This is a genomic window from Variovorax sp. TLI9-5A, assembly GCF_056867935.1.
Window position 1 is genome coordinate 771,011 of record NZ_CP200310.1, and the last position, 22,037, is coordinate 793,047.

At 66.1% G+C, this 22,037-nt stretch carries 29 protein-coding genes and 1 pseudogene; 27 read left to right on the forward strand and 3 right to left on the reverse strand.

The genetic code is table 11. From position 1 onward, the window contains the following. Positions 1–8: 8 nt before the first annotated feature. From fusA to AC1VNX_RS03805, 16 genes and pseudogenes are all read left to right on the forward strand, one after another. Positions 9–2,108, forward strand: a complete 2,100-nt coding sequence (gene fusA, locus AC1VNX_RS03730; protein ID WP_483155524.1) for an elongation factor G — start codon at positions 9–11, stop codon at positions 2,106–2,108. Positions 2,109–2,250: 142 nt separating this feature from the next. Further along, positions 2,251–3,444, forward strand: coding sequence for an elongation factor Tu (tuf, locus tag AC1VNX_RS03735; RefSeq protein ID WP_483155525.1), 1,194 nt, complete (start codon positions 2,251–2,253; stop codon positions 3,442–3,444). A 26-nt stretch (positions 3,445–3,470) separates the two neighbouring features. Next, positions 3,471–3,785, forward strand: a complete 315-nt coding sequence (gene rpsJ, locus AC1VNX_RS03740) for a 30S ribosomal protein S10 (RefSeq protein WP_007838118.1) — start codon at positions 3,471–3,473, stop codon at positions 3,783–3,785. A 256-nt stretch (positions 3,786–4,041) separates the two neighbouring features. Then, positions 4,042–5,523, forward strand: a complete 1,482-nt coding sequence (locus AC1VNX_RS03745; protein ID WP_483155526.1) for a hypothetical protein — start codon at positions 4,042–4,044, stop codon at positions 5,521–5,523. 22 nt (positions 5,524–5,545) lie between these two features. Then, positions 5,546–6,091 carry a hypothetical protein gene (locus AC1VNX_RS03750; RefSeq protein ID WP_483155527.1) on the forward strand — a complete coding sequence of 182 codons (546 nt, stop codon included), beginning with the start codon at positions 5,546–5,548 and terminating at the stop codon, positions 6,089–6,091. Positions 6,092–6,328: 237 nt separating this feature from the next. Further along, positions 6,329–7,009 carry a 50S ribosomal protein L3 gene (gene rplC, locus AC1VNX_RS03755; RefSeq protein ID WP_483155528.1) on the forward strand — a complete coding sequence of 227 codons (681 nt, stop codon included), beginning with the start codon at positions 6,329–6,331 and terminating at the stop codon, positions 7,007–7,009. Continuing rightward, the gene (gene rplD, locus AC1VNX_RS03760) at positions 7,009–7,629 is read left to right on the forward strand and encodes a 50S ribosomal protein L4 (RefSeq protein ID WP_019657681.1); all 621 of its coding nucleotides are present in this window, start codon (positions 7,009–7,011) and stop codon (positions 7,627–7,629) included. The genes rplC and rplD overlap by 1 nt, the downstream gene beginning before the upstream one ends. Next, positions 7,626–7,961 (forward strand): 50S ribosomal protein L23, encoded by a 336-nt coding sequence (gene rplW / locus AC1VNX_RS03765; RefSeq protein ID WP_093206293.1) that lies wholly within the window; start codon positions 7,626–7,628, stop codon positions 7,959–7,961. Before rplD ends, rplW begins: the two co-directional genes overlap by 4 nt. 2 nt (positions 7,962–7,963) lie before the next feature. Beyond that, a pseudogene (gene rplB / locus AC1VNX_RS03770) lies at positions 7,964–8,787 on the forward strand (50S ribosomal protein L2). Positions 8,788–8,797: 10 nt separating this feature from the next. After that, complete coding sequence (gene rpsS, locus AC1VNX_RS03775) at positions 8,798–9,076, forward strand: 30S ribosomal protein S19 (RefSeq protein ID WP_007838132.1); 279 nt, start codon at positions 8,798–8,800, stop codon at positions 9,074–9,076. 9 nt (positions 9,077–9,085) lie between these two features. Continuing rightward, positions 9,086–9,418 carry a 50S ribosomal protein L22 gene (gene rplV / locus AC1VNX_RS03780; RefSeq protein WP_019657678.1) on the forward strand — a complete coding sequence of 111 codons (333 nt, stop codon included), beginning with the start codon at positions 9,086–9,088 and terminating at the stop codon, positions 9,416–9,418. A 13-nt stretch (positions 9,419–9,431) separates the two neighbouring features. Next, positions 9,432–10,346, forward strand: a complete 915-nt coding sequence (gene rpsC / locus AC1VNX_RS03785) for a 30S ribosomal protein S3 (protein WP_093057771.1) — start codon at positions 9,432–9,434, stop codon at positions 10,344–10,346. 52 nt (positions 10,347–10,398) lie between these two features. Beyond that, complete coding sequence (gene rplP / locus AC1VNX_RS03790) at positions 10,399–10,815, forward strand: 50S ribosomal protein L16 (protein ID WP_007838137.1); 417 nt, start codon at positions 10,399–10,401, stop codon at positions 10,813–10,815. A gap of 55 nt (positions 10,816–10,870) precedes the next feature. Then, positions 10,871–11,080 carry a 50S ribosomal protein L29 gene (gene rpmC / locus AC1VNX_RS03795; protein ID WP_026284221.1) on the forward strand — a complete coding sequence of 70 codons (210 nt, stop codon included), beginning with the start codon at positions 10,871–10,873 and terminating at the stop codon, positions 11,078–11,080. Positions 11,081–11,089: 9 nt separating this feature from the next. After that, positions 11,090–11,359, forward strand: coding sequence for a 30S ribosomal protein S17 (rpsQ, locus tag AC1VNX_RS03800; protein ID WP_015867662.1), 270 nt, complete (start codon positions 11,090–11,092; stop codon positions 11,357–11,359). A 76-nt stretch (positions 11,360–11,435) separates the two neighbouring features. Next, complete coding sequence (locus AC1VNX_RS03805) at positions 11,436–11,942, forward strand: peroxiredoxin (RefSeq protein ID WP_126025404.1); 507 nt, start codon at positions 11,436–11,438, stop codon at positions 11,940–11,942. 10 nt (positions 11,943–11,952) lie between these two features. Here AC1VNX_RS03805 and AC1VNX_RS03810 read toward each other — a convergent pair whose 3' ends face one another. Beyond that, positions 11,953–12,540, reverse strand: a complete 588-nt coding sequence (locus tag AC1VNX_RS03810) for a GNAT family N-acetyltransferase (protein WP_483155529.1) — start codon at positions 12,538–12,540, stop codon at positions 11,953–11,955. Beyond that, positions 12,537–13,247, reverse strand: coding sequence for a cytochrome b/b6 domain-containing protein (locus tag AC1VNX_RS03815; protein WP_483155530.1), 711 nt, complete (start codon positions 13,245–13,247; stop codon positions 12,537–12,539). The genes AC1VNX_RS03810 and AC1VNX_RS03815 overlap by 4 nt, the downstream gene beginning before the upstream one ends. A 161-nt stretch (positions 13,248–13,408) precedes the next feature. Between AC1VNX_RS03815 and AC1VNX_RS03820 the strand changes: the two genes are divergently transcribed. Continuing rightward, complete coding sequence (locus tag AC1VNX_RS03820) at positions 13,409–13,855, forward strand: c-type cytochrome (protein ID WP_483155531.1); 447 nt, start codon at positions 13,409–13,411, stop codon at positions 13,853–13,855. 72 nt (positions 13,856–13,927) lie between these two features. On the opposite strand, the gene AC1VNX_RS03825 is transcribed toward AC1VNX_RS03820, so the two are convergent. Beyond that, positions 13,928–14,425, reverse strand: a complete 498-nt coding sequence (locus AC1VNX_RS03825; RefSeq protein ID WP_019657670.1) for a TlpA disulfide reductase family protein — start codon at positions 14,423–14,425, stop codon at positions 13,928–13,930. Between the two features lie 99 nt (positions 14,426–14,524). On the opposite strand from AC1VNX_RS03825, the gene AC1VNX_RS03830 reads away from it, so the two are divergent. The 10 genes from AC1VNX_RS03830 to AC1VNX_RS03875 all read left to right on the forward strand — a co-directional run bounded on the left by AC1VNX_RS03830 (position 14,525) and on the right by AC1VNX_RS03875 (position 21,963). Beyond that, positions 14,525–15,076 (forward strand): hypothetical protein, encoded by a 552-nt coding sequence (locus AC1VNX_RS03830; RefSeq protein WP_483155532.1) that lies wholly within the window; start codon positions 14,525–14,527, stop codon positions 15,074–15,076. Between the two features lie 148 nt (positions 15,077–15,224). After that, positions 15,225–15,680 (forward strand): PTS sugar transporter subunit IIA, encoded by a 456-nt coding sequence (locus AC1VNX_RS03835; protein ID WP_126025398.1) that lies wholly within the window; start codon positions 15,225–15,227, stop codon positions 15,678–15,680. Beyond that, positions 15,649–15,918 (forward strand): HPr family phosphocarrier protein, encoded by a 270-nt coding sequence (locus tag AC1VNX_RS03840; protein ID WP_184642140.1) that lies wholly within the window; start codon positions 15,649–15,651, stop codon positions 15,916–15,918. Before AC1VNX_RS03835 ends, AC1VNX_RS03840 begins: the two co-directional genes overlap by 32 nt. A gap of 10 nt (positions 15,919–15,928) precedes the next feature. After that, positions 15,929–17,731: a phosphoenolpyruvate--protein phosphotransferase gene (ptsP, locus tag AC1VNX_RS03845; protein ID WP_483155533.1), complete on the forward strand. Its 1,803-nt coding sequence runs from the start codon at positions 15,929–15,931 to the stop codon at positions 17,729–17,731. A gap of 213 nt (positions 17,732–17,944) precedes the next feature. Next, positions 17,945–18,319 (forward strand): DUF4148 domain-containing protein, encoded by a 375-nt coding sequence (locus AC1VNX_RS03850; RefSeq protein ID WP_483155534.1) that lies wholly within the window; start codon positions 17,945–17,947, stop codon positions 18,317–18,319. Between the two features lie 134 nt (positions 18,320–18,453). Next, positions 18,454–18,918, forward strand: a complete 465-nt coding sequence (locus AC1VNX_RS03855) for a Spy/CpxP family protein refolding chaperone (RefSeq protein WP_184642137.1) — start codon at positions 18,454–18,456, stop codon at positions 18,916–18,918. A gap of 93 nt (positions 18,919–19,011) precedes the next feature. After that, the gene (locus AC1VNX_RS03860) at positions 19,012–19,413 is read left to right on the forward strand and encodes a DUF4260 domain-containing protein (protein WP_483155535.1); all 402 of its coding nucleotides are present in this window, start codon (positions 19,012–19,014) and stop codon (positions 19,411–19,413) included. Then, positions 19,407–19,799: a hypothetical protein gene (locus tag AC1VNX_RS03865; RefSeq protein ID WP_483155536.1), complete on the forward strand. Its 393-nt coding sequence runs from the start codon at positions 19,407–19,409 to the stop codon at positions 19,797–19,799. Before AC1VNX_RS03860 ends, AC1VNX_RS03865 begins: the two co-directional genes overlap by 7 nt. Before the next feature lie 50 nt (positions 19,800–19,849). Then, complete coding sequence (locus AC1VNX_RS03870) at positions 19,850–20,545, forward strand: response regulator transcription factor (RefSeq protein WP_483155537.1); 696 nt, start codon at positions 19,850–19,852, stop codon at positions 20,543–20,545. Between the two features lie 29 nt (positions 20,546–20,574). Continuing rightward, positions 20,575–21,963, forward strand: a complete 1,389-nt coding sequence (locus tag AC1VNX_RS03875; RefSeq protein WP_483155538.1) for a HAMP domain-containing sensor histidine kinase — start codon at positions 20,575–20,577, stop codon at positions 21,961–21,963. The last annotated feature ends 74 nt before the right edge of the window (positions 21,964–22,037 follow it).

Sequence of the window (22,037 nt, forward strand, 5' to 3'; positions counted from 1 at the left end):
AGTAAATCATGTCCCGCAAGACCCCCATCGAGCGCTACCGCAACATCGGCATCTCCGCGCACATCGACGCTGGCAAGACCACGACGACCGAACGTATCCTGTTCTACACCGGTGTGAACCACAAGATCGGTGAAGTGCACGACGGCGCCGCCACGATGGACTGGATGGAGCAAGAGCAAGAGCGCGGTATCACGATCACGTCGGCTGCCACCACCTGCTTCTGGAAGGGCATGGCCGGCAAGTTCGACGAACACCGCATCAACATCATCGACACCCCCGGCCACGTGGACTTCACCATTGAAGTCGAGCGCTCGATGCGCGTGCTGGACGGCGCCGTGATGGTGTACGACGCCGTCGGCGGCGTGCAGCCGCAGTCGGAAACCGTCTGGCGCCAGGCCAACAAGTACAAGGTTCCGCGTCTCGCGTTCGTCAACAAGATGGACCGCACCGGCGCCGACTTCCTGCGCGTCCGCCAGATGATGGTTGACCGCCTGAAGGCCAACCCCGTCGTGATCCAGATCCCGATCGGTGCCGAAGAGCACTTCCAGGGCATCGTCGACCTCGTGAAGATGAAGGCGATCATCTGGGACGAGGACAAGGGCGTCACCTTCACCTACGGCGACATCCCCGCGAACCTCGTGGACCTGTGCAACGAGTACCGCGAGAAGCTGGTCGAAGCCGCTGCCGAAGCCAGCGAAGACCTGATGAACAAGTACCTCGAAGGCGGCGAACTGTCCGAGGAAGAAATCAAGAAGGCCCTGCGCCAGCGCACCATCGCCGGCGAAATCCAGCCGATGCTGTGCGGCTCGGCCTTCAAGAACAAGGGCGTGCAGGCCATGCTCGACGCCGTCATCGAATACATGCCCTCGCCGCTGGACATTCCGCCGGTGGCCGGCGTGTCGGAAGATGAGACGCCCACGACCCGCAAGGCTGACGACAACGAGAAGTTCTCGGCCCTCGCATTCAAGCTGATGACCGACCCGTTCGTGGGCCAGCTGACCTTCGTGCGCGTCTATTCGGGCGTGCTCTCGAAGGGCGACAGCGTCTACAACCCGGTGCGCGGCAAGAAGGAACGCATCGGCCGTATCGTGCAGATGCACGCGAACAACCGCGAGGAAGTCAGCGAAATCCGTGCCGGCGACATCGCCGCCTGCGTGGGCCTGAAGGATGTGACGACCGGTGAGACGCTGTGCGATCCGGAAGCTGTCGTGACCCTCGAGCGCATGCACTTCCCCGAGCCGGTGATCCGCCAGGCCGTGGAGCCGAAGAGCAAGGCCGACCAGGAAAAGATGGGCATCGCACTGGGCCGCCTGGCACAGGAAGACCCCTCGTTCCGCGTCAACACCGACGAAGAATCGGGCCAGACCATCATCGGCGGCATGGGCGAGCTCCACCTCGAAATCATCGTGGACCGCATGAAGCGCGAATTCGGCGTGGAAGCCAACGTGGGCAAGCCGCAAGTGGCCTACCGCGAAACGATCCGCAAGACCGTCGAGGAAGCCGAAGGCAAGTTCGTTCGCCAGTCGGGCGGCAAGGGCCAGTACGGTCACGTCGTGCTGAAGATCGAACCCCAGGAAGCCGGCAAGGGCTTCGAGTTCGTCGACGCCATCAAGGGCGGTGTGGTTCCTCGCGAATACATCCCCGCGGTCGAGAAGGGCATCGTGGAAGCCCTGGGCCAGGGCGTGCTGGCGGGCTACCCCGTCGTGGACGTCAAGGTCACGCTGCACTTCGGCTCGTACCACGACGTGGACTCGAACGAAATGGCGTTCAAGATGGCCGCGATCTTCGGCTTCAAGGAAGGCGCCCGCAAGGCCAACCCCGTGATCCTCGAGCCAATGATGGCCGTGGAAGTCGAAACGCCTGAAGACTACGCCGGCAACGTGATGGGCGACCTGTCGTCCCGCCGCGGCATGGTGCAGGGCATGGACGACATGGTCGGTGGCGGTAAGGCCATCAAGGCCGAAGTGCCGCTGTCGGAAATGTTCGGCTACTCGACCACGCTGCGCTCGATGTCGCAAGGCCGCGCAACGTACACGATGGAGTTCAAGCACTACGCCGAAGCTCCGCGCAACGTTGCCGAAGCCATCGTGGCCGCTCGCGCCAAGTAAGCTTTTCAAGAACGTCGGGCCATGCATTGCATGGCCCTTCCTGTCTGCGATCCGGTGCCGCCCTGTTCCCGTGCGGGGCGAACCAGCAACCGGATGCAGACATAAAACCAATACACGGGACTGCTCTTTCAAGGATTGAAAAATGGCAAAAGGTAAATTCACCCGCACCAAGCCGCACGTGAACGTGGGCACGATCGGTCACGTCGACCACGGCAAGACCACGCTGACGGCTGCGATCGCCACGGTGCTGTCGTCGAAGTTCGGCGGCGAAGCCAAGGCTTACGACCAGATCGACGCGGCTCCTGAAGAAAAGGCGCGCGGCATCACGATCAACACCGCGCACGTCGAGTACGAAACGGCCAACCGCCACTACGCACACGTCGACTGCCCCGGCCACGCCGACTACGTGAAGAACATGATCACCGGCGCCGCCCAGATGGACGGCGCCATCCTGGTGTGCTCGGCCGCCGACGGCCCGATGCCCCAGACCCGTGAGCACATCCTGCTGGCTCGCCAGGTGGGCGTGGGCTACATCATCGTGTTCCTGAACAAGTGCGACATGGTCGACGACAAGGAACTGCTCGAGCTGGTCGAAATGGAAGTCCGCGAACTCCTCGACAAGTACGAATTCCCCGGCGACGACACCCCGATCATCCACGGCTCGGCCAAGCTGGCCCTGGAAGGCGACAAGGGTGAACTGGGCGAAGGCGCCATCATGAAGCTGGCCGAAGCCCTGGACACGTACATCCCGACGCCCGAGCGCGCCGTGGACGGCACGTTCCTGATGCCCGTGGAAGACGTGTTCTCGATCTCGGGTCGCGGCACGGTGGTGACCGGCGCCGTCGAGCGCGGCGTGATCAAGGTCGGTGAAGAAATCGAAATCGTGGGCATCCGCCCGACGGTCAAGACCACCTGCACCGGCGTGGAAATGTTCCGCAAGCTGCTGGACCAGGGCCAGGCTGGCGACAACGTCGGCGTGCTGCTGCGCGGCACGAAGCGCGAAGAAGTCGAGCGCGGCCAGGTGCTGTGCAAGCCCGGCTCGATCAAGCCGCATACGCACTTCACTGCCGAGGTGTACGTTCTGTCGAAGGACGAAGGCGGCCGTCACACGCCGTTCTTCAACAACTACCGTCCGCAGTTCTACTTCCGCACGACGGACGTGACCGGCGCGATCGAGCTGCCCAAGGACAAGGAAATGGTCATGCCCGGCGACAACGTCAGCATCACCGTGAAGCTGATCAACCCGATCGCGATGGAAGAAGGCCTGCGCTTCGCCATCCGCGAAGGCGGCCGTACCGTGGGTTCGGGCGTCGTGGCGAAGATCCTCGACCTGTAATCAAAAACGGGAGCAAAGGAATCACCATGGCTACCAAGCAAAAGATCCGCATCCGCCTGAAGGCATTCGACTACAAGCTGATCGACCAGTCGGCCGCTGAAATCGTGGACACCGCCAAGCGCACCGGCGCGATCGTCAAGGGCCCCGTGCCCCTGCCGACCCGCATGAAGCGCTTCGACATCCTGCGTTCGCCGCACGTCAACAAGACGTCGCGCGACCAGCTGGAAATCCGCACGCACCAGCGCCTGATGGACATCGTCGACCCGACCGACAAGACCGTGGACGCGCTGATGAAGCTCGACCTGCCGGCCGGCGTGGACGTCGAGATCAAGCTGCAGTAATCCATTCGGCTTCGCGCCGAAGCTGCTGAGAAACCCGCCTGCAGAAATGCAGGCGGGTTTTGTGCTTTATGTCTCACGAATGTGGCATCCTCCCGTGCCGACGCCCGCCAATCTTCGAGGCGTCGGGTAGCTGAAGCGAGGGCAGCACAACATGGGACAAGGCATCTCTTTTTCGTCGGGCTTGGTCGCCTGCGTGGCGGCAGCGCTCCTGACCGCTTGCGGTGGTGGCGGAGGGGGAGGCGGCGGTGGCGTCCCCTTGCTCCCCCTGATCCCGGCGACGCCGGTCGCGCTGAGCGGCACGGCCACCTACGAGTCGGTGCCCAACCCCAGCGGCCGCCTCGTGTATGCCGACACAACGGTCAAGCCGGTGCGCGCCGCCTTCGTCGAGGTGCTCGATGCCGCCAGCGGCAACCAGCTGGCCACCACGGCCACCGACGACAACGGCGCCTATTCGGTGAACGTCCAGGGAAACACGAACGTCATCGTCCGCGTGCGCGCCCAGCTGACTCGCACCGGCTCGCTTCCGAGCTGGGACGTCACCGTGCGTGACAACACGCAGTCGAGCGCGATCTATTCCATGCAGTCCTCGGTGTTCTCCACCGGCGGCGCCGCGCTTACCCGCGACCTGCGCGCCTCCAGCGGTTGGGGCGGGTCGAGCTACACCGGCCAGCGCGTGTCGGGGCCGTTCGCCATCATGGACACGGTCTACACCGCGATGCAGAAGGTGATGACGGCCGCTCCGGCGACGGCGTTTCCTTCGCTGAAGGTGTTCTGGAGCGTCAACAACACGAACGCCAGCGGCAGCATTGCGCAGGGGCAGATCGGCACCACGTTCTTCGTTGGCAGGAGTTCGGGGGCCGAGATCTACGTGCTCGGCAAGGAGGACGTGGATACCGATGAGTTCGATGCGCCGGTGATCGCGCACGAGTGGGGGCACTACTACCAGGCCTCCTTCAGCCGCGACGACTCGACCGGTGGCTCGCACTCCACGACCGAGCGCGTCGATCGCCGCCTTGCCTTCTCCGAGGGGTGGGGCAATGGCTGGTCGGGCATTGCACTGGGGCGCAGCAACTATGTCGATTCGGGTGGCCCTGGCCAAGCGCAGGGCGGCAATCTCGATCTCACGAGAGGGCCGACGACCAATCCGGGCTGGTTCCGCGAACCCTCGATCCAGTCGATCTTCTGGAACCTGAACCAGCAGGTCGGGTTCAAGCCGATCCACGACACGATGACGAGCGCGCTGTTCAGGGGCGGCGCGCCGGTCACCTCGATTCATCCGTTCACGGCGGCGTTCAACGTTGTTGCGTCGGGCAATGCATCGGCGCTGTCGACACTGCTTGCGGGCCAGGGCATCAGCACGGCTTCCAACGATGCCTACGGCGTGCAGGAAACCAACAACGGCGGATCGCCGACGGTGAGCTATGTGTTGCCGATGTACGCCCCGGCGACGCTTGGTACGGGCACCTCGGCCTGCGTGACGAACGCCGAGGACCCGCAACGCGACGGAAACAAGCTCGGCAGCTTCTCCTACCTGCGCTTCACGGCGCCGACCAGCCGCAGCTATCAGTTCGCGATCACCCCGCCGGCGGGAGCCAGCCCCAATTTCGTGATCTACCGGGGCGGGGTGGTGAGCCGGAATACCAATTCAGTCAGCCTGTCGGCCGGCGACTATGTTCTGGTCGTCAACGATGTCAACAACTCCGGCGCAAACACCTGCTTCGGCGTGCTGATCCAATAAGCAGCAGCGAGGAAGTCCACCCATGAACCTCCGTTCCAGTTCGATGATCACCGCCGCCGCTGCATTCCTGGCGCTCGCTGCCGCGTCCGCGTGTGCGGACGGCGTCCCGGGTCAGCGCGCAGCCAAGCAGGCCGCTGCTTCCCGCAATGCCGCGCCCATGACGGTCGCGGCGCGCAAGCCCAACGATTCCGGTGTCCTGATCCAGTACAGGGTCGAAGGCACGGCCCAGGTCGGGCGGCCGATAGCCGTCGTTCTCCAGTTCGATGGCGTGAGCGACCCCGCCGGCGCTACCGCGCGCCTGACGACCGATGCCGGCCTTTCCTTGACGACGAGCAGCAGCCTGGCCCTTCCTGCTGGCCAGAGCACCACCGCCACCGCGACGGTCACCAGCGACCGCGACGGCCTTGCCTACCTGAACGTCTTCGTCACGCAGAACGGTGCCATGAGCATCGTTGCCATCCCCATCCAGACGGGCAAGAGCGCTCCCGCCATGAAGGCTGCTGGCGAGATGAAGTCGTCGGCCGAAGGCGAAAAGATCATCTCGATGCCGGCCAAAGAGCCGAAATAAGCCGGGAACCGCCCCGAAAACGGGCTTCCGAAGCCTGAAAAGCGCCGCAACAGCGGCGCTTGCATTGAGCCCGCCGCGCGGGCTATAATCGCTGGCTCTGCCCTTGTTGCGTCCATATGGGCGCTATGCGAGCAGAGATTTATCAACCTTCTTCCGCAGTTCGGGGAAACCCGGCAAACGCTGTCGCCAATTGAAGTGGCAGCGGCGAAGGAAGCTTCCATTTTTTGGAGAAAACAAATGAGTCTGAGCAACTCCCTCGGGTTGCTGGGCCGCAAGGTGGGGATGATGCGTCTCTTCACCGATGACGGGGACGCAGTTCCTGTCACGGTGGTGGATGTGTCCAACAACCGCGTGACCCAGATCAAGTCCCAAGAGAACGATGGCTACGTCGCCCTGCAGGTGACGTTCGGTTCGCGCAAGGCATCGCGCGTGACCAAGCCCGAAGCCGGCCACCTCGCCAAGGCGGGTGTCGAAGCTGGCGAGATCATCCAGGAATTCCGCGTTACCGCCGATACCGCAGGTCAGCACAAGGCTGGCGGCGTGATCCCGGTGGCAAGCGTCTTCTCCGTGGGTCAGAAGGTGGACGTGCAGGGCACTTCCATCGGCAAGGGCTACGCTGGCACGATCAAGCGTCACAACATGAGCTCGCAGCGCGCGTCGCACGGTAACAGCCGTTCGCACAACGTGCCCGGCTCGATCGGTATGGCGCAAGACCCCGGTCGCGTGTTCCCCGGCAAGCGCATGACGGGCCACCTCGGCGACGTCACCCGCACGACGCAAAACCTCGACGTCTTCCGCATCGACGAAGCACGTCAACTGCTGCTCATCAAGGGCGCGATTCCGGGTTCGAAGGGTGGCTTCGTCACCGTGCGTCCCGCCATCAAGGCCAAGCCGCAGGCTGCCCAAGGAGCGAAGTAATGGAACTCGAACTCCTGAACGAACAAGGCCAGGCCGCGTCGAAGTACGACGCCCCCGAGACCGTGTTCGGCCGTGACTACAACGAAGACCTGGTCCACCAGATCGTCGTCGCATTCCAGGCCAACGCACGCCAAGGCACGCGCGCCCAGAAGGACCGCGAACAGGTCAAGCACTCGACCAAGAAGCCTTTCAAGCAAAAGGGAACGGGCCGCGCCCGCGCCGGTATGACTTCCTCGCCGCTGTGGCGCGGGGGCGGCCGGATCTTCCCGAACATGCCTGACGAAAACTTCTCGCAGAAGATCAACAAGAAGATGTACCGCGCCGGCATGGCGTCCATCTTCTCGCAGCTCGCCCGCGAAGGCCGTCTGGCCGTGGTCGACTCGATCAAGGTCGACTCGCCCAAGACCAAGCCGCTGGCTGCCCGTTTCAAGGCGATGAATCTCGAGTCCGTGCTCGTGATCGCCGAAGAAGTCGACGAAAACCTGTACCTTGCCTCGCGCAATCTGGTCAACGTTCTCGTGGTCGAACCCCGTTACGCCGATCCGGTGTCGCTGGTTCACTACAAGAAGGTGCTGGTCACCAAGGGTGCCGTCGACAAGCTCAAGGAGATGTTCGCATGAGCCGCGTGAACCCTACCGCCGCTGAACGTACGTTCGAAGAAGGCCGCCTGATGGCGGTGCTGGTCGCCCCGATCGTGTCCGAAAAGGCCACGATGGTCGGCGAGAAGTCGAACGCTGTCACTTTCAAGGTGCTGCAAGACGCCACCAAGCCCGAAATCAAGGCCGCCGTCGAACTGATGTTCAAGGTCGAGGTCAAGGGCGTGTCGGTGCTCAACACCAAGGGCAAGACCAAGCGCTTCGGCAAGTCCGTCGGCCGCCGCGACAACGTTCGCAAGGCCTATGTGACCCTGAAGGCCGGTCAAGAGCTCAACCTCGTCGGGGAAGGCGCTTAATCATGGCCGTCATCAAGATGAAACCCACTTCGCCGGGCCAACGCGGCGCGGTGAAGATCTCGCGTGACCACCTGTTCAAGGGTGCTCCTCACGCCCCCTGCTGGAACCCCAGTTCCAGAAGGCCGGCCGCAACAACAACGGCCACATCACGATCCGTCATCGTGGCGGCGGTGCCAAGCACCACTACCGCGTTGTCGACTTCGTGCGCAACAAGGACGGCATCCCGGCCAAGGTCGAACGCATCGAGTACGACCCGAACCGCACCGCCCATATCGCCTTGGTGTGCTACGCCGACGGCGAGCGCCGCTACATCATCGCCCCGCGCGGTCTGGAAGCCGGTGCAACGCTGCTGTCGGGCGCCGAAGCTCCGATCCGCGCCGGCAACACCCTGCCGATCCGCAACATCCCGGTGGGTTCGACGATCCACTGCATCGAACTGCAGCCCGGCAAGGGCGCGCAGATCGCCCGCTCGGCCGGTACCTCGGCCACGCTGCTGGCCCGTGAAGGCGTCTACGCCCAGGTCCGCATGCGTTCGGGCGAAGTCCGCCGCATTCACATCGAATGCCGCGCGACCATCGGTGAAGTGGCCAACGAAGAGCACAGCCTGCGCCAACTCGGCAAGGCCGGTGTGAAGCGTCACATGGGTATTCGCCCGACCGTTCGCGGCGTGGTGATGAACCCGGTCGACCACCCGCACGGTGGCGGCGAAGGCAAGACCGGCGAAGGCCGTCATCCGGTCGACCCATGGGGCAACCTGACCAAGGGTTATCGGACCCGCAACAACAAGCGCACGCAGGTCTTCATCGTGTCGCGTCGCAAGAAGTAAGGGATAGCCAATGACTCGCTCTCTCAAAAAGGGTCCGTTCGTCGACCACCACCTCGTGGCCAAGGCCGACAAGGCCGTGACGACCAAGGACAAAAAGCCGATCAAGACCTGGTCGCGCCGCTCGATGGTTCTGCCCGAGTTCATCGGCCTGACCATCGCTGTGCACAACGGCAAGCAACACGTGCCTGTGTACATCACCGACCAGATGGTCGGCCACAAGCTCGGCGAATTTGCGCTCACGCGCACGTTCAAGGGGCACCCCGCGGACAAGAAAGTCCAGAAGAAGTAAGGAACGACCATGTCTGAAACACGTGCAGTCCTCCGCGGTGTCCGCCTGTCGGTCGACAAGGGCCGTCTGGTCGCTGACCTCATCCGCGGCAAGAAGGTCGATCAAGCGCTCAACATCCTGCAATTCACGCAGAAGAAGGCCGCTGTGATCGTGAAGAAGGTGCTCGAGTCGGCCATCGCCAACGCCGAGCACAACGACGGTGCCGACATCGACGAACTGAAGGTCAAGACCATCTACGTCGAGCAGGGCGCCACGCTCAAGCGCTTCACGGCGCGCGCCAAGGGTCGCGGCAATCGCATCAGCAAGCCCACGTGCCATGTGTACGTGACGGTTGGCAACTAAGCCTGGAAGAAATATGGGACAGAAAATCCACCCAACCGGCTTCCGCCTGGCGGTTACCCGTAATTGGTCCAGCCGCTGGTACGCAAGCGACCGCGATTTCGCGGGCATGCTGGCCGAAGACATCAAGGTTCGCGAATACCTGAAGAAGAAGCTGAAGAACGCTTCGGTCTCGCGCGTCATGATCGAGCGTCCCGCCAAGAACGCACGCATCACGATCTACTCGGCACGTCCGGGCGTCGTGATCGGCAAGAAGGGCGAAGACATCGAGAACCTCAAGCGCGAACTGGGCAAGCAACTCGGCGTGCCGGTTGCGGTCAACATCGAAGAAGTGCGCAAGCCTGAAATCGATGCGCAGCTGATCGCCGACAGCATCACGCAGCAGCTCGAAAAGCGGATCATGTTCCGCCGCGCCATGAAGCGCGCCATGCAGAACGCCATGCGTCTGGGTGCCCTGGGCATCAAGATCATGTCGGCTGGCCGCCTGAACGGCATCGAAATCGCACGTACCGAGTGGTACCGCGAAGGCCGCGTGCCGCTGCACACTCTGCGCGCCGACATCGACTACGGCACCTCGGAAGCCAAGACCACCTACGGCGTCATCGGCGTCAAGGTCTGGGTCTACAAGGGCGACACGCTGGGTCGTAACGACCTGCCGGCCGTCGAAACGCCGCGTCCCGAAGAAGAACGTCGTCCGCGCGGTCCGCGCCGTGATGGCCGCCCCGGTGGCGACCGTCCGGGCAGCGACCGTCGTGGCCCCGGCCCGCGCGCCGGTGCCCGCGGCCCGATCGGTGGCAACACCGCTCCGGCCGATGGCAGCGACAAGCCCGCAGAAGCAACCGGCGGTGCCGGTGCAGACTCGAAACCCGCCGTTAAGCGCGTCCGCAAAGCCGCGCCCGCTGCAGCAGCGGACGGTGCCAAGACCGAGTAATCGGTCGCTCCCGGGCGCGCAAGCGCCTGGGGCCCTCACGGAGTAACAAAACATGCTGCAACCTGCACGCAGAAAGTTCCGCAAGGAACAAAAGGGCCGCAACACCGGCATCGCAACCACGGGTAACTCGGTTGCGTTCGGTGACTTCGGTCTCAAATGCACCGACCGCGGCCGCCTGACGGCGCGCCAGATCGAAGCCGCTCGCCGCGCGATTTCGCGTCACGTGAAGCGCGGTGGCCGTATCTGGATCCGCGTGTTCCCCGACAAGCCGATCTCTACCAAGCCCGCCGAAGTGCGGATGGGTAACGGCAAGGGCAACCCCGAGTACTACGTCGCCGAAATCCAGCCCGGCAAGATCGTGTTCGAGATCGTCGGCGTGCCCGAAGAACTCGCCCGCGAAGCGTTCCGCCTGGCCGCCGCCAAGCTGCCGCTGCGCACGACGTTCGTCGCTCGCCAGCTCGGCGCCTGAGAGGAGAACATCCATGGCAACACGTAAGAAGAAAGAAACCGCGGCTCCGGCCAAGGTGACGAAGGCCGCAACCCTGCGCACGAAGGACGTCGCAGGCCTGCAAGCCGAAATCAAGGATCTGCAGAAGGCCCACTTCGGCCTGCGCATGCAGAAGGCCACGCAACAGCTGTCGAACACCTCGACGCTGCGCGTGACCCGTCGCGACATCGCGCGCGCCAAGACCATTCTTGCCCAGAAGCAGCAAGAAACCCAAGCCGCCAAGTAAGGAGTGAACATGACGGAAGCTAAAAAATCCCTCAAGCGCACCTTGATCGGCAAGGTGGTCAGCGACAAGCGTGCCAAGACCGTGACCGTGCTGGTCGAGCGCCGTGTGAAGCACGAGCTCTACGGCAAGATCGTGGCCAAGACGAGCAAGTACCACGCCCATGACGAAAAGGGCGAGTACAAGCTGGGCGACACCATCGAGATCACGGAAAGCCGTCCGATCTCGAAGACCAAGAACTGGGTCGTGACCCGTCTGGTCGAGAAGGCCGTTCTGGTCTGATCATCCCCGGCTCGATACAGCCCATCCGGAAACGGCCCACAATGTGGGCCGTTTTCTTTTTCCAGGAGCACATTCAATGATCAAAGTCGGCGACACCCTTCCCTCGGCCACCCTGCAGGAATATTCCGAAGTCGAGGGCGAAGGCTGCAGCATCGGCCCGAACCCGGTGGACGTGGCCAAGGCAACGGCGGGCAAGACCATCGCGCTGTTCGCGCTGCCCGGCGCCTTCACCCCTACCTGTTCGGCCAAGCACGTGCCGGGTTATGTGCAGCATTTCGACGACTTCAAGGCCGCCGGTGTGGACGAGATCTGGTGCGTGAGCGTGAACGACGCCTTCGTGATGGGCGCCTGGGCGCGCGACCAGAAGACCGGCGCCAAGGTGCGCATGCTGGCCGACGGCAGCGCCGACTTCGCGAAAGCCACCGGCCTCACGCTCGACCTGACCGGCCGCGGCATGGGCCTGCGCAGCAACCGCTACTCGATGCTCGTGAAGGACGGCAAGGTCGCGACGCTCAACGTCGAGGCACCGGGCAAGTTCGAAGTCAGCGACGCCGGCACGCTGCTGGCCCAGGCCCGCGGCTGAGGCCGGCGGATCAGAGATCCACTTTCAGGTAGTGGGCCCCGGCAACGGGGTTGTGATAGTAGGGCGGCACCTCCACGAAGCCCAGGTCTTCGTAGAGCGCCCGGGCTGATTCCATGTCGTCGAGGGTATCGAGCAGCACGCAGCCGTAGCCCGCGCTGCGTGCGGCATCGAGGATTGCCTCGGCCAGCTGGCGGCCCAGCCCGAGGCCGCGGAAGCCGGGGCGCACGTACAGGCGCTTCATTTCCGCCGCGTTCGCATAGTCCGCGCTGTCCAGCGGCCGCAGCGCGCAGCAGCCGGCCACGTGGGCCAGCGTGCCATCGGCGCGCTTCAGCGTTGGTGCCTGGCGCCCGGCCTCTTCCTTGACGTTCGCCGGGTCGACCAGCGCAAGCAGCAGCGTGCCGCGCGGCTCGGCGTACTCGCCTGGCAACTGCGCCAGTTCGCCGTCGAAATCCTGGAAGTCCAGGTCGATGCCCAGCGAACCTGCGTAGTCGCGGAAGATCGTGCGTGTCGCCTCGATCTCGTGGGCCTCTTCGGGGGTGAGCAGCACCACGGCCGGCATGGCCGACAGCGGCAGGGGGCGTGAAATCGAAAAGCTCATACGCGCAACGAGGAAACCCACCAGGCCACGCCCGCGCACAGCGCGAACAGCACCAGCGCCAGCCAGCGCGAGGCCGCGTCATCGCGACTGGGCGCCACCTGGCCGCTTTCGGAAGAAACCAGCTTGTCGCCCGTCACCATCGGCCGCACCAGGCGGTGCCGCTTGACGAGCACATAGAACAGCACCGCCAGCACATGCAGGCTCACGAGTGCGATAACGATCCACTTGCCCTGCGCCTTGTGCCAGCCGGTGGCCAGGCTCACGATTTCGCCTGAGACGAAGCGCGTGAGCGGTCCGGAGGCCGAGATCTCGTCGTCCGCCATCAGTCCCGTCGCGACCTGCAGCACCAGGATGGCCAGCACCGCGAACACCGACAGCGCGCCCAGCGGTGTGTGCCCGATCAGGTGATCCGGATGCGCCCGACCGCGCAGGTAGGCCGCGAGCGAGCCCGGACCGTAGACGAAAGCCCCGAAGCGCGACCAGCGCCCGCCGATAAAACCCCAGAGCAGCCTGAACAGCAGCAGCGCCATCACCGTGTAGCCGATGCGGAAGTGCCATTCCATGGCCCCGTTCAGTCCGGTGCCGATCATGCCGAGGACGGCGATGGCCAGCGCCCAGTGGAAAAGTCGCGTCGGCAGGTCCCAGACCCGGGTGCGGGCGCCGGGGCCGGAGGCCGCTTGGAAGGCGGCCACGGAGGAGTCGGTCATCGGGAAAGGCGCGGGGGCGCGATGCTGCGGAAGGCGCAGATTAGCAAAGTCCGGGCCCCGGGCCGCTTCGGGTTGTTGCTATGCACCGGACACGGCCCGCCCCTACACTCGCCCGCAGCGCTGCGCACGACGGCGTTTTTCTCCCACAACGAGGACCCACGATGACCCGATTTGCTTCGCTCGCCCTGGCAGCCGCCTGCGCTGCCATGTCTCTTCCCGCGGCGGCCCAGTTCGCCAAGCCCGAAGACGCCATCAAGTACCGCCAGAGCGCGCTGTTCGTGATGAGCCAGCACTTCGGCCGCCTCGGCGCCATGGCCAACGGCCGCGCGCCCTACGATGCAGCCGCCGCCGCGGCCAACGCCGAAGTGGTCGCCGACATGGCGAAGCTGCCTTGGGCAGGCTTCAGCGCCGGCGCCGAGGGCGGCAAGGTCAAGCCGGAGATCTGGAAGGAAGACGCCAAGTTCAAGGAGCGCCAGCAGAAGCTGCTCGAGGAAACCGGCAAGCTGGTGACCGCCGCCAAGGCCGGCAACCTCGATGCCCTCAAGGCCCAGTTCGGCCCGACCGCCGCGAGCTGCAAGGCCTGCCACGACAGCTTCCGCGCGCAGTAAGCAGCGGATCGCAACAGGACAAAAGCAAAAGGCGCCCTTTCGGGGCGCCTTTTCGTTGGGGCTGGCGGGAGATCAGGCCTCGGCCAGGAGTTTTTCGATGAGCTTGTGCAGCTCGGCGAAGTCCGGCTCCCCCACATAGCGCTTCACGATCTCGCCGCGCTTGTTGACCAGGTAGGTGGTCGGCGTGAGCTTCACGTCGCCCCAGGCCTGCGCCACGCTGCCGGTGTTGTCGATCGCCACCTTGAACGGCAGCTTGCGCGTCTGGGCGAAGTTGACGACGTAGCTCGGCGGGTCGTAGCTCATGGCCACTGCCAGCGTGTCGTAGCCCTGCGCCTTGTACTTGTCGTAGGTGGCGATGACCTTGGGCATCTCGCCCACGCAGGTCACGCAGCTGGTGGCCCAGAAATTGACCAAGGTGACCTTGCCCTTCAGGTCCGCTGTGCTCTTCTGCGTGCCGTCCAGCAGCACGAAGGTGGAGGCGGGAGCGGCGGTGGCGCCGGAGCCGAGGTACACGCCCACGCCGGTGGCCAATGCGACGACGACAGCTGCTGCGGCGAGGTATTTCTTCATGGCTAGGTGCAAGAGAAGGGCGGCGCGATTTTAGTTCCGCGTGGCGGATCGTGCTGGCGACATCCGGCCCGCCGCGCGCGGTTCGATAATCGCTGCCCCATGCCGTCGCTGTTCCTCGCAGTTCCCCGCTCCCGGCTCGCAGTGCTGGCCGCGGCAGCACTGTTCGCAGCCTGCAGCCCCGCCTTCAACTGGCGCGAAGTGCCGATCGCCGGGGCCGGCCTCGTCGCGATGCTGCCCTGCAAGGCCGACCGCGCAACCCGCGCGCTGCCGCTGGGCACTGAATCGGTGCAGGTCGACATGACAGGCTGCGAAGCCGGCGGCGCGACATTCGCCATCGCGCATGCCTCCGCCAATGGCCCCGAGCAGGCCGAAGCCTGGCTGCGCGCCTGGCACACGGCCACGCGGGGCCAGTTGGGCGAGGCGCAGGTGACGGAATCAGCTGCCAGCGTGCTGCGCGCAACGGCAGTACCCGCGCCGCTGCGCCTGGAAACCCAGCCGCAGCAAAAAGGCACGGCCACGCCACTGCAGGTGCTCTGGTTCGCCCAGTCGCAGAAAGACGGTTCGGTGGCGCTCTACCAGGCCACGGTGCTGGGTCAGCCTTCCTCGGCGGAGGCGTCGAAGACTTTCTTCGAGGGCCTGAGGCTTCCATGAGCGGTGGCCATCCCGCTATCTTTCCGATAGCTGCCCCGGCCGAGCCGTTTCGCGCGGGACTGTCCGTTTTCCGGGGCTGCTGCGTTATGTGCCATATCTACTTCCCCTGGACGCCCCCGCATAATCGACGCGTCGTCCTCCCTTTTGCATGAACAGCATCCTCATCATCGCCCACGCACCGTTCGCTCACGCGATGCGGCAGTGCGCGCTGCATGTGTTTCCCGACTGCGAACAGGCCATCGCCGCGCTCGACGTGCTGCCCAACGTGTCGCCCGAAGAAACGCTGGCGGCCGCGCGCATCACGCTCGCGCAGCAGCTGCACGCGCCGCGCTCGCAGGTGCTGGTGCTGGCCGACGTGTTCGGCGCCACGCCCTGCAACGTGGCGCAGAAGCTGGTGGACGGCGTCCGGTCGCGGCTGGTGGCGGGGGTCAATCTTCCGATGCTGCTGCGTGCCGTCACCTACCGGCACGAACCCCTGGAGACGCTGGTGCAGCGCGCCCTCGCGGGCGGCACCGCGGGCGTGATGCAGGTGGCGGTGGCGGCTCCCCAGAACCAGGCGAAAAGAAAGCACAGTGATCAAGAAATCCGTGACCATCAGCAATAAGCTGGGCCTGCATGCGCGCGCATCGGCCAAGCTGACCAAGCTCGCAGGCAGCTTTCCCTGCGAGGTGTGGCTCTCCCGCGGCGACCGCCGCATCAACGCGAAGAGCATCATGGGCGTGATGATGCTGGCTGCCGGCCTGGGCTCCACCGTCGAGCTCGAAACCAACGGGCCGCAGGAAGACGAAGCGATGAACGCCATCGTCCAACTGATGGACGACAAGTTCGGCGAAGGCGAATAAGGACCGTCCCATGACCTTCGCAGTCCACGGCCTTCCCGTCGCCCGTGGCATTGCCATCGGGCGTGCCGTGCTGGTGGTGTCGAGCCGCATCGACGTCGCCCACTACTTCATCAAGCCCGATGAGATCGAGACCGAGATCGACCGTGTGCGCACCGCGCGCAACGCGGTGGCCGACGAGCTCGCCAAGCTGCAGGCCAACGTCGCGCAGATGGGCCCGAACGACGCGCCGCACGAGCTCGCGGCGCTGCTGGAAGTGCACCAGATGCTGCTGCAGGACGAGGCCCTGAGCGGCGGCGTCAAGCACTGGATCAGCGAGCGGCTCTACAACGCCGAATGGGCGCTGACCACGCAGCTCGAAATCATCGCGCGCCAGTTCGACGAGATGGAGGACCCATACCTGCGCGAGCGCAAGGCCGACCTCGAGCAGGTGGTCGAGCGCCTGCTGCACCGCATGAAGGGCACGGCCGCCGTGCTGGCGCCGAGCCCGCCGCGCCGCAAGCGCGCAGCCTCCACGGACGACGACAACGACGACCCCACCGCGGGCGACGGCATCGACGTGCCGCTGGTGCTGATCGCGCACGACCTCTCGCCGGCCGACATGCTGCAGTTCAAGAAGAGCGTGTTCGCCGGTTTCGTCACCGACGTGGGCGGGCGCACCTCGCATACCGCCATCGTGGCGCGCAGCATGGACATCCCCGCCGTGGTCGGCGCGCGCACCGCGAGCCAGCTGGTGCGCCAGGACGACTGGGTCATCATCGACGGCGACGCCGGCGTGGTGATCGTCGATCCGTCGCCGATCATCCTGGCCGAGTACGGCTTCAAGCAGCGCCAGGGCGACCTCGAGCGCGGCCGGCTCGCGCGGCTGCGCCACAAGCCCGCCGTCACGCTCGACGGCCAGCGCGTGGAGCTGCTCGCCAACATCGAGATGCCGGAAGACACCGTGGGTGCGGTCAAGGCCGGCGCGGTGGGCGTGGGCCTCTTCCGCAGCGAATTCCTCTTCATGGGCCGCGACACCGGCTCGCCCCAGACCCGCCTGCCCGACGAGGAAGAGCAGTACCAGGCCTACAAGCGCGCGGTCGAGGGCATGCAGGGCATGCCGGTCACCATCCGCACCATCGACGTGGGCGCCGACAAGCCGCTGGACAGCATCTCCGCCAACAAGCAGGAGCACCTGAACCCCGCGCTGGGCCTGCGTGCCATCCGCTGGAGCCTGGCCGATCCGGCGATGTTCCTCACGCAGCTGCGCGCCATCCTGCGCGCGGCGGCGCATGGCGAGATCCATCTGCTCATTCCCATGCTCGCGCATGCGAGCGAGATCAGGCAGACCCTCTCGCTGATCGACTTCGCGCGCGCCGAGCTCGACAACCGCGGCGCGGTGTACGGCCACGTGAAGCTGGGCGCCATGATCGAGATTCCGGCGGCCGCGCTCACGCTGCGCATCTTCCTCAAGCACTTCGACTTCCTGTCGATCGGCACCAACGACCTGATCCAGTACACGCTGGCCATCGACCGTGCCGACGAATCGGTGGCGCATCTCTACGATCCGGCGCATCCGGCCGTGCTGCGCCTGGTGGCCGACACCATCGCCGAGTGCCGCCGGCAGGGCAAGGGCGTGGCCGTGTGCGGCGAGATGGCGGGCGACGTGGCCTTCACGCGCCTGCTGCTGGGGCTGGGCCTGCGCAGCTTCTCGATGCATCCCTCGCGCATCCTCGCGGTCAAGCAGGAAGTGCTGCGCGCCGACACCGGCAAGCTCGAAGCCTGGGCCAAGGGCGTGCTCGATTCCGACGACCCTGCCGCCGCGATGGCGGGCTGATTCGGCTGTTCATTCGGGAAGCACCGCGGAACCGGCTCTGCCGGGCCGCAGGTGTTGCCTCCCGGCAGGGAGTGGGTGAAGCGACATGAAGTGGGCGCAGCCTGGGGCGAGCTGAAACTTAACGAAACACGCCGAAACTGCGGCGAAAGGACTTGCGCGGAGCCCGCAAGCACGATCAGGCCTTCTCTTCAACCACTGAAAGAAAGGCCTGAAATGAACTCCATCTCCTTCACCCAGATCGTCGCCGTCGCATCCTTCGCCATGCTCGCCGCAGCCGGCGCGAAGGCCGAGAGCTACGAGGGCGTGCAGCCCGCCGTGTCGGCCAAGAGCCGCGCCGAGGTCAACGCCGAAGCCGTGCGCACCGCATCGGCGCCCGACCAGAACGTGGTGCGCGGCTCGCGCGGTGCCGAGACCATGGCGGTCTCGACCGAACGCGGGCGCATCGTCGCCGAAGCCGTGCGCGCCGCCGCCGCACCCGACCAGAACGTGTCGGCCAGCTCGCGCGTGAACAGCCAGGTCATCTCGACGATGCCCAATCCCGTCGACGCACGCGCCGCCGCTGCCAACGCCAAGAGCAGCCGCCTGTAAGCAGGCCGGCTTGTCGCCGCGCCCGTCGCAATAAAACGAAACACGCCGTAACCGCAGCGAGAGGACTTGGCCCGGTGCAATCCGCACCATGGAGCTTCCTCCTCAACACAACACCAGGAACACAAGGAATCGCCATGAAACACTGGATCAAACGCACTCTCTTCGGCTTCGCTGGCGCCGCCATGGTCGCGGGCAGCATCGCCGGTTGCAGTAGCTACCGCCACGGCTGGGGCGGCGACAGCGCCGAGTTCCGCACGAAGATGGTCGAGCGCGTGGGCAGCAAGCTGGAGCTCGACGCGAGCCAGAAGCAGAAGCTCACCGTGCTGGCCGAGAAACTGCAGGCGCAGCGTGAAGCCATGCGCGGCGCCGGCGGCTCGGGCGACCCGCGCTCGCAGTTCAAGGCGCTGTTCGCGGGCAACAAGCTCGATCAGGCCGGTGCCGCTCGCCTGATCGACGAGAAGACCACGGCGGTGCGCAATGGCAGCCCCGAGGTCATCGCCGCCGCAGCGGACTTCTTCGACAGCCTGAATGCCGCACAGCAGCAGAAGGTGCGCGACTTCATGGAACGAGGCGGCCGCCGCTGGAGCCATCGTGGCTGAGCTTGGCTCACCCCCAGGCTTCGCGCACTCCGTGTCGCTTCGCCTCCCCCTCTCCGGGGGCGACACCAGTGGCCCGGCGAAGCCGGTTCCACGGTGTCTCCCGAAGAAGCCGCTGTGGGCGTAACGGGCGGCGTGCGCACGCTGCTGCGTCTCGAAGGCGCCGTGGTGCTCGGCGTGGCGCTCGCCGCCTACGCCCAGTTCGGCGCGGGCTGGGGCGTGTTCGCGCTCTGGCTGCTCGCGCCCGATCTCTCGCTGCTGGGCTACCTCGCGGGCCCTCGCACGGGCGCTGCGCTCTACAACGCGGCGCACTCGTACGTCGGCCCGGTGCTGCTGCTGGCGCTCGGCGTGCTCGCGGCCATGCCTTGGGCGGTGGCCGGCAGCCTGATCTGGCTGGCCCACATCGGCATGGACCACGCGCTGGGCTACGGGCTCAAGTACGCGAGCGGCTTCGCCGCGACGCACCTGGGCCGCATCGGCAAGGCTGATCCATGGTGAGCCACGACAACACCGCTTCCCATGCCGTGCACGCGCCTGCCGCGCGCGCATGGATGCTGACCGAGGCGCTCACGCTGGGCGTCGCGTCGATGGTGCATGCCGGGTTCCTCGTGCCCGGCTACGCGCACCCGGCGGCACGCACCGCCGAGGCGGTGATCGCCACGGTGCTGGTGCTCGCCTCGGTGGAGACCTGGCTGCGCCCGCACCATGCGCGCCGCGCGGCCATCTTCGGGCAGGGCTTCGCGCTGCTGGGCACGCTGGTCGGATTGGGCACCATCATCGCGGGCATCGGCCCGCGCACGATGCCCGACGTGGTCTACCACGCGCTGCTGCTTTCAATTCTCGTGACGGGCCTGACCTGGGCGGTGCGATGCCGGCGGGGCTGATGGTCAGCGAGGTCATTCGTCACTTTCTCGTCCGGAGGCACAATCCCGCCATGCCGCGCATCCTGCTGATCGACGACGACGAGCACCTCGCCGCGCCGCTGACCACCTACTTCGCACGCTTCGGCTGCACGCTCGAAAGCGCCGTGCGTCCGAGCGAAGGCCTGGCCAAGCTGCGCGCGGGCACCTACGACGCGGCCATCCTCGACGTGATGCTGCCCGAGATGGACGGCTTCGCGCTGTGCCGCGAGATTCGCAAGGAAAGCGACATTCCCATCGTGATGCTCACCGCCCGCGGCGAGGTGATGGACCGCGTGGTCGGCCTCGAACTCGGCGCCGACGACTACGTGCCCAAGCCCTTCGAGCCGCGCGAGCTGGTGGCGCGCGTGCAGACCATCCTGCGTCGCCAGCGCAGCGTGCCGCAGGCCGCCGCCAACGGCACGCAGTACCGCGTGTTCGACGGCCTGTCGATCGACCTTGACCGGCGCCAGGTGCTGTGCCACGGCGAGCGCGTGGAACTCACCGGCACCGAGTTCGAGCTGCTGGCGCTGCTGGCGGCCGAGCCGGGCAAGGTCTTCAGCCGCGACGACATCCTCAACCGCCTGCGCGGCCACGAGGCCGAGCTCTACACGCGCGCGGTCGACATCGTGGTGAGCCGCCTGCGCAAGAAGCTGGAGCCGCTGGACTGCATCAAGACACTGCGCAACGCGGGTTATGCGCTGGCGGTGGCACGCAGCGAGCCTGCATGAATTTCGGCCGAAGCAGGGAGTCCCGCAGGATGCGGTGGCGCGGCGAGGAATGCCGCGACGAGATGACGCGCGGCGACTGGCACGCCAAGTGGCACGCGCGCTGGAACGAGAAGGTTCAGGGCAAGCGCCGCTGGCGGCGTTCGCTGCGCGTGCGGCTGGTGCTGATGTTCGTGCTGCTCGCGCTGGTGATGGCGGCTGTGTTCATGGGCGGCATGAAGAAGTCGTTCTCCACCGGCTGGGCCGAGGCCGCCAAGCCGATGCTGACCGATTACGCCGACCGCCTCGTCGCCGAGATCGGCACGCCGCCCGACGTGGCGCGCGCGCAGGCGCTGGTGGCGCGGCTGCCCATCACCATCCGCATCGTCGGCCCCAAGGTCAACTGGGATTCCAACCCCGGCGGCGCGAACAGCCCCGGCGGCTGGATGCACGACCGCGAGGACGTGTTCGGCGGCGACAAGTGGTTCATCCGCCCCACGGCCGACGGGCACCGCGTGATCTTCGGCTGGTCGCCCAAGCTTTGGCAGCTGGCGCCGCGCGTCATCGGCTGGGCCACGCTGGGCCTGCTGCTGTCGTGCGTGCTGCTGGGCTACGCCTACGTGAGCCGGCTGCTGCGCCCGCTGATCGACATCCGCGAGGGCGCGCAGCGCTTCGGCCGCGGCGAGTTCACGCAGCCGATTCCGATCCGCCGCAACGACGACCTGGGCGACCTGGCCGAGCGCATCAACACCATGGCCGAGGACATCCAGGCCATGCTCGACGCCAAGCGCGGGCTGCTGCTGGCGCTGAGCCACGAACTGCGCTCGCCGCTCACGCGCGCCCGGCTCAACGCCGAACTGTTGCCGACCACGCCCGAGGGGCAGGCCGAGCGCGACGCGCTGCTGCGCGACCTCAACGAGATGCGCGACCTCATCAGCGACCTGCTCGAAAGCGAGCGCCTCGCAAGCCCGCACGTGGCGCTGCAGCGCGAGCCGGTCGACCTGGCGGCGCTGATCCGGGAGATCGCCGCCGAGATGCCCGGCGCGGAGCACGTTCACCTCGACCTGGCAGATGGCCTGCCGCCGCACGGCGTGGACCGCATGCGCATCCGCCTGCTGGTGCGCAACCTGCTGGACAACGCGCTGCGCTACAGCGCCGACGCGCCCCGGCCGCCGTGCGTGTCGCTGCGCGCGGTGATCGAGGGCGACAGCAGCCGGCAGGGCGTGGAGATCGAGGTGCGCGACCACGGCCCCGGCGTGGACGAGGCGCAGCTCGAGCGCCTGACCGAGCCCTTCTACCGCACCGACGGCGCCCGGGCGCGCGCCACCGGCGGGGTGGGCCTGGGCATGTACCTGTGCCGGCTGATCGCCGAGGCGCACGGCGGCAAGCTCACGGTGCGCAACGGGCAGCCGGGGCTGCAGATCGTCGTCAGGCTGGCCTAGATTGGGTAGAAGTAAGCGCCAGGCGCCGCTGTCGCCTGCGCTACCTGCCCGCCGGGAGGGCGCCGCTACGATGC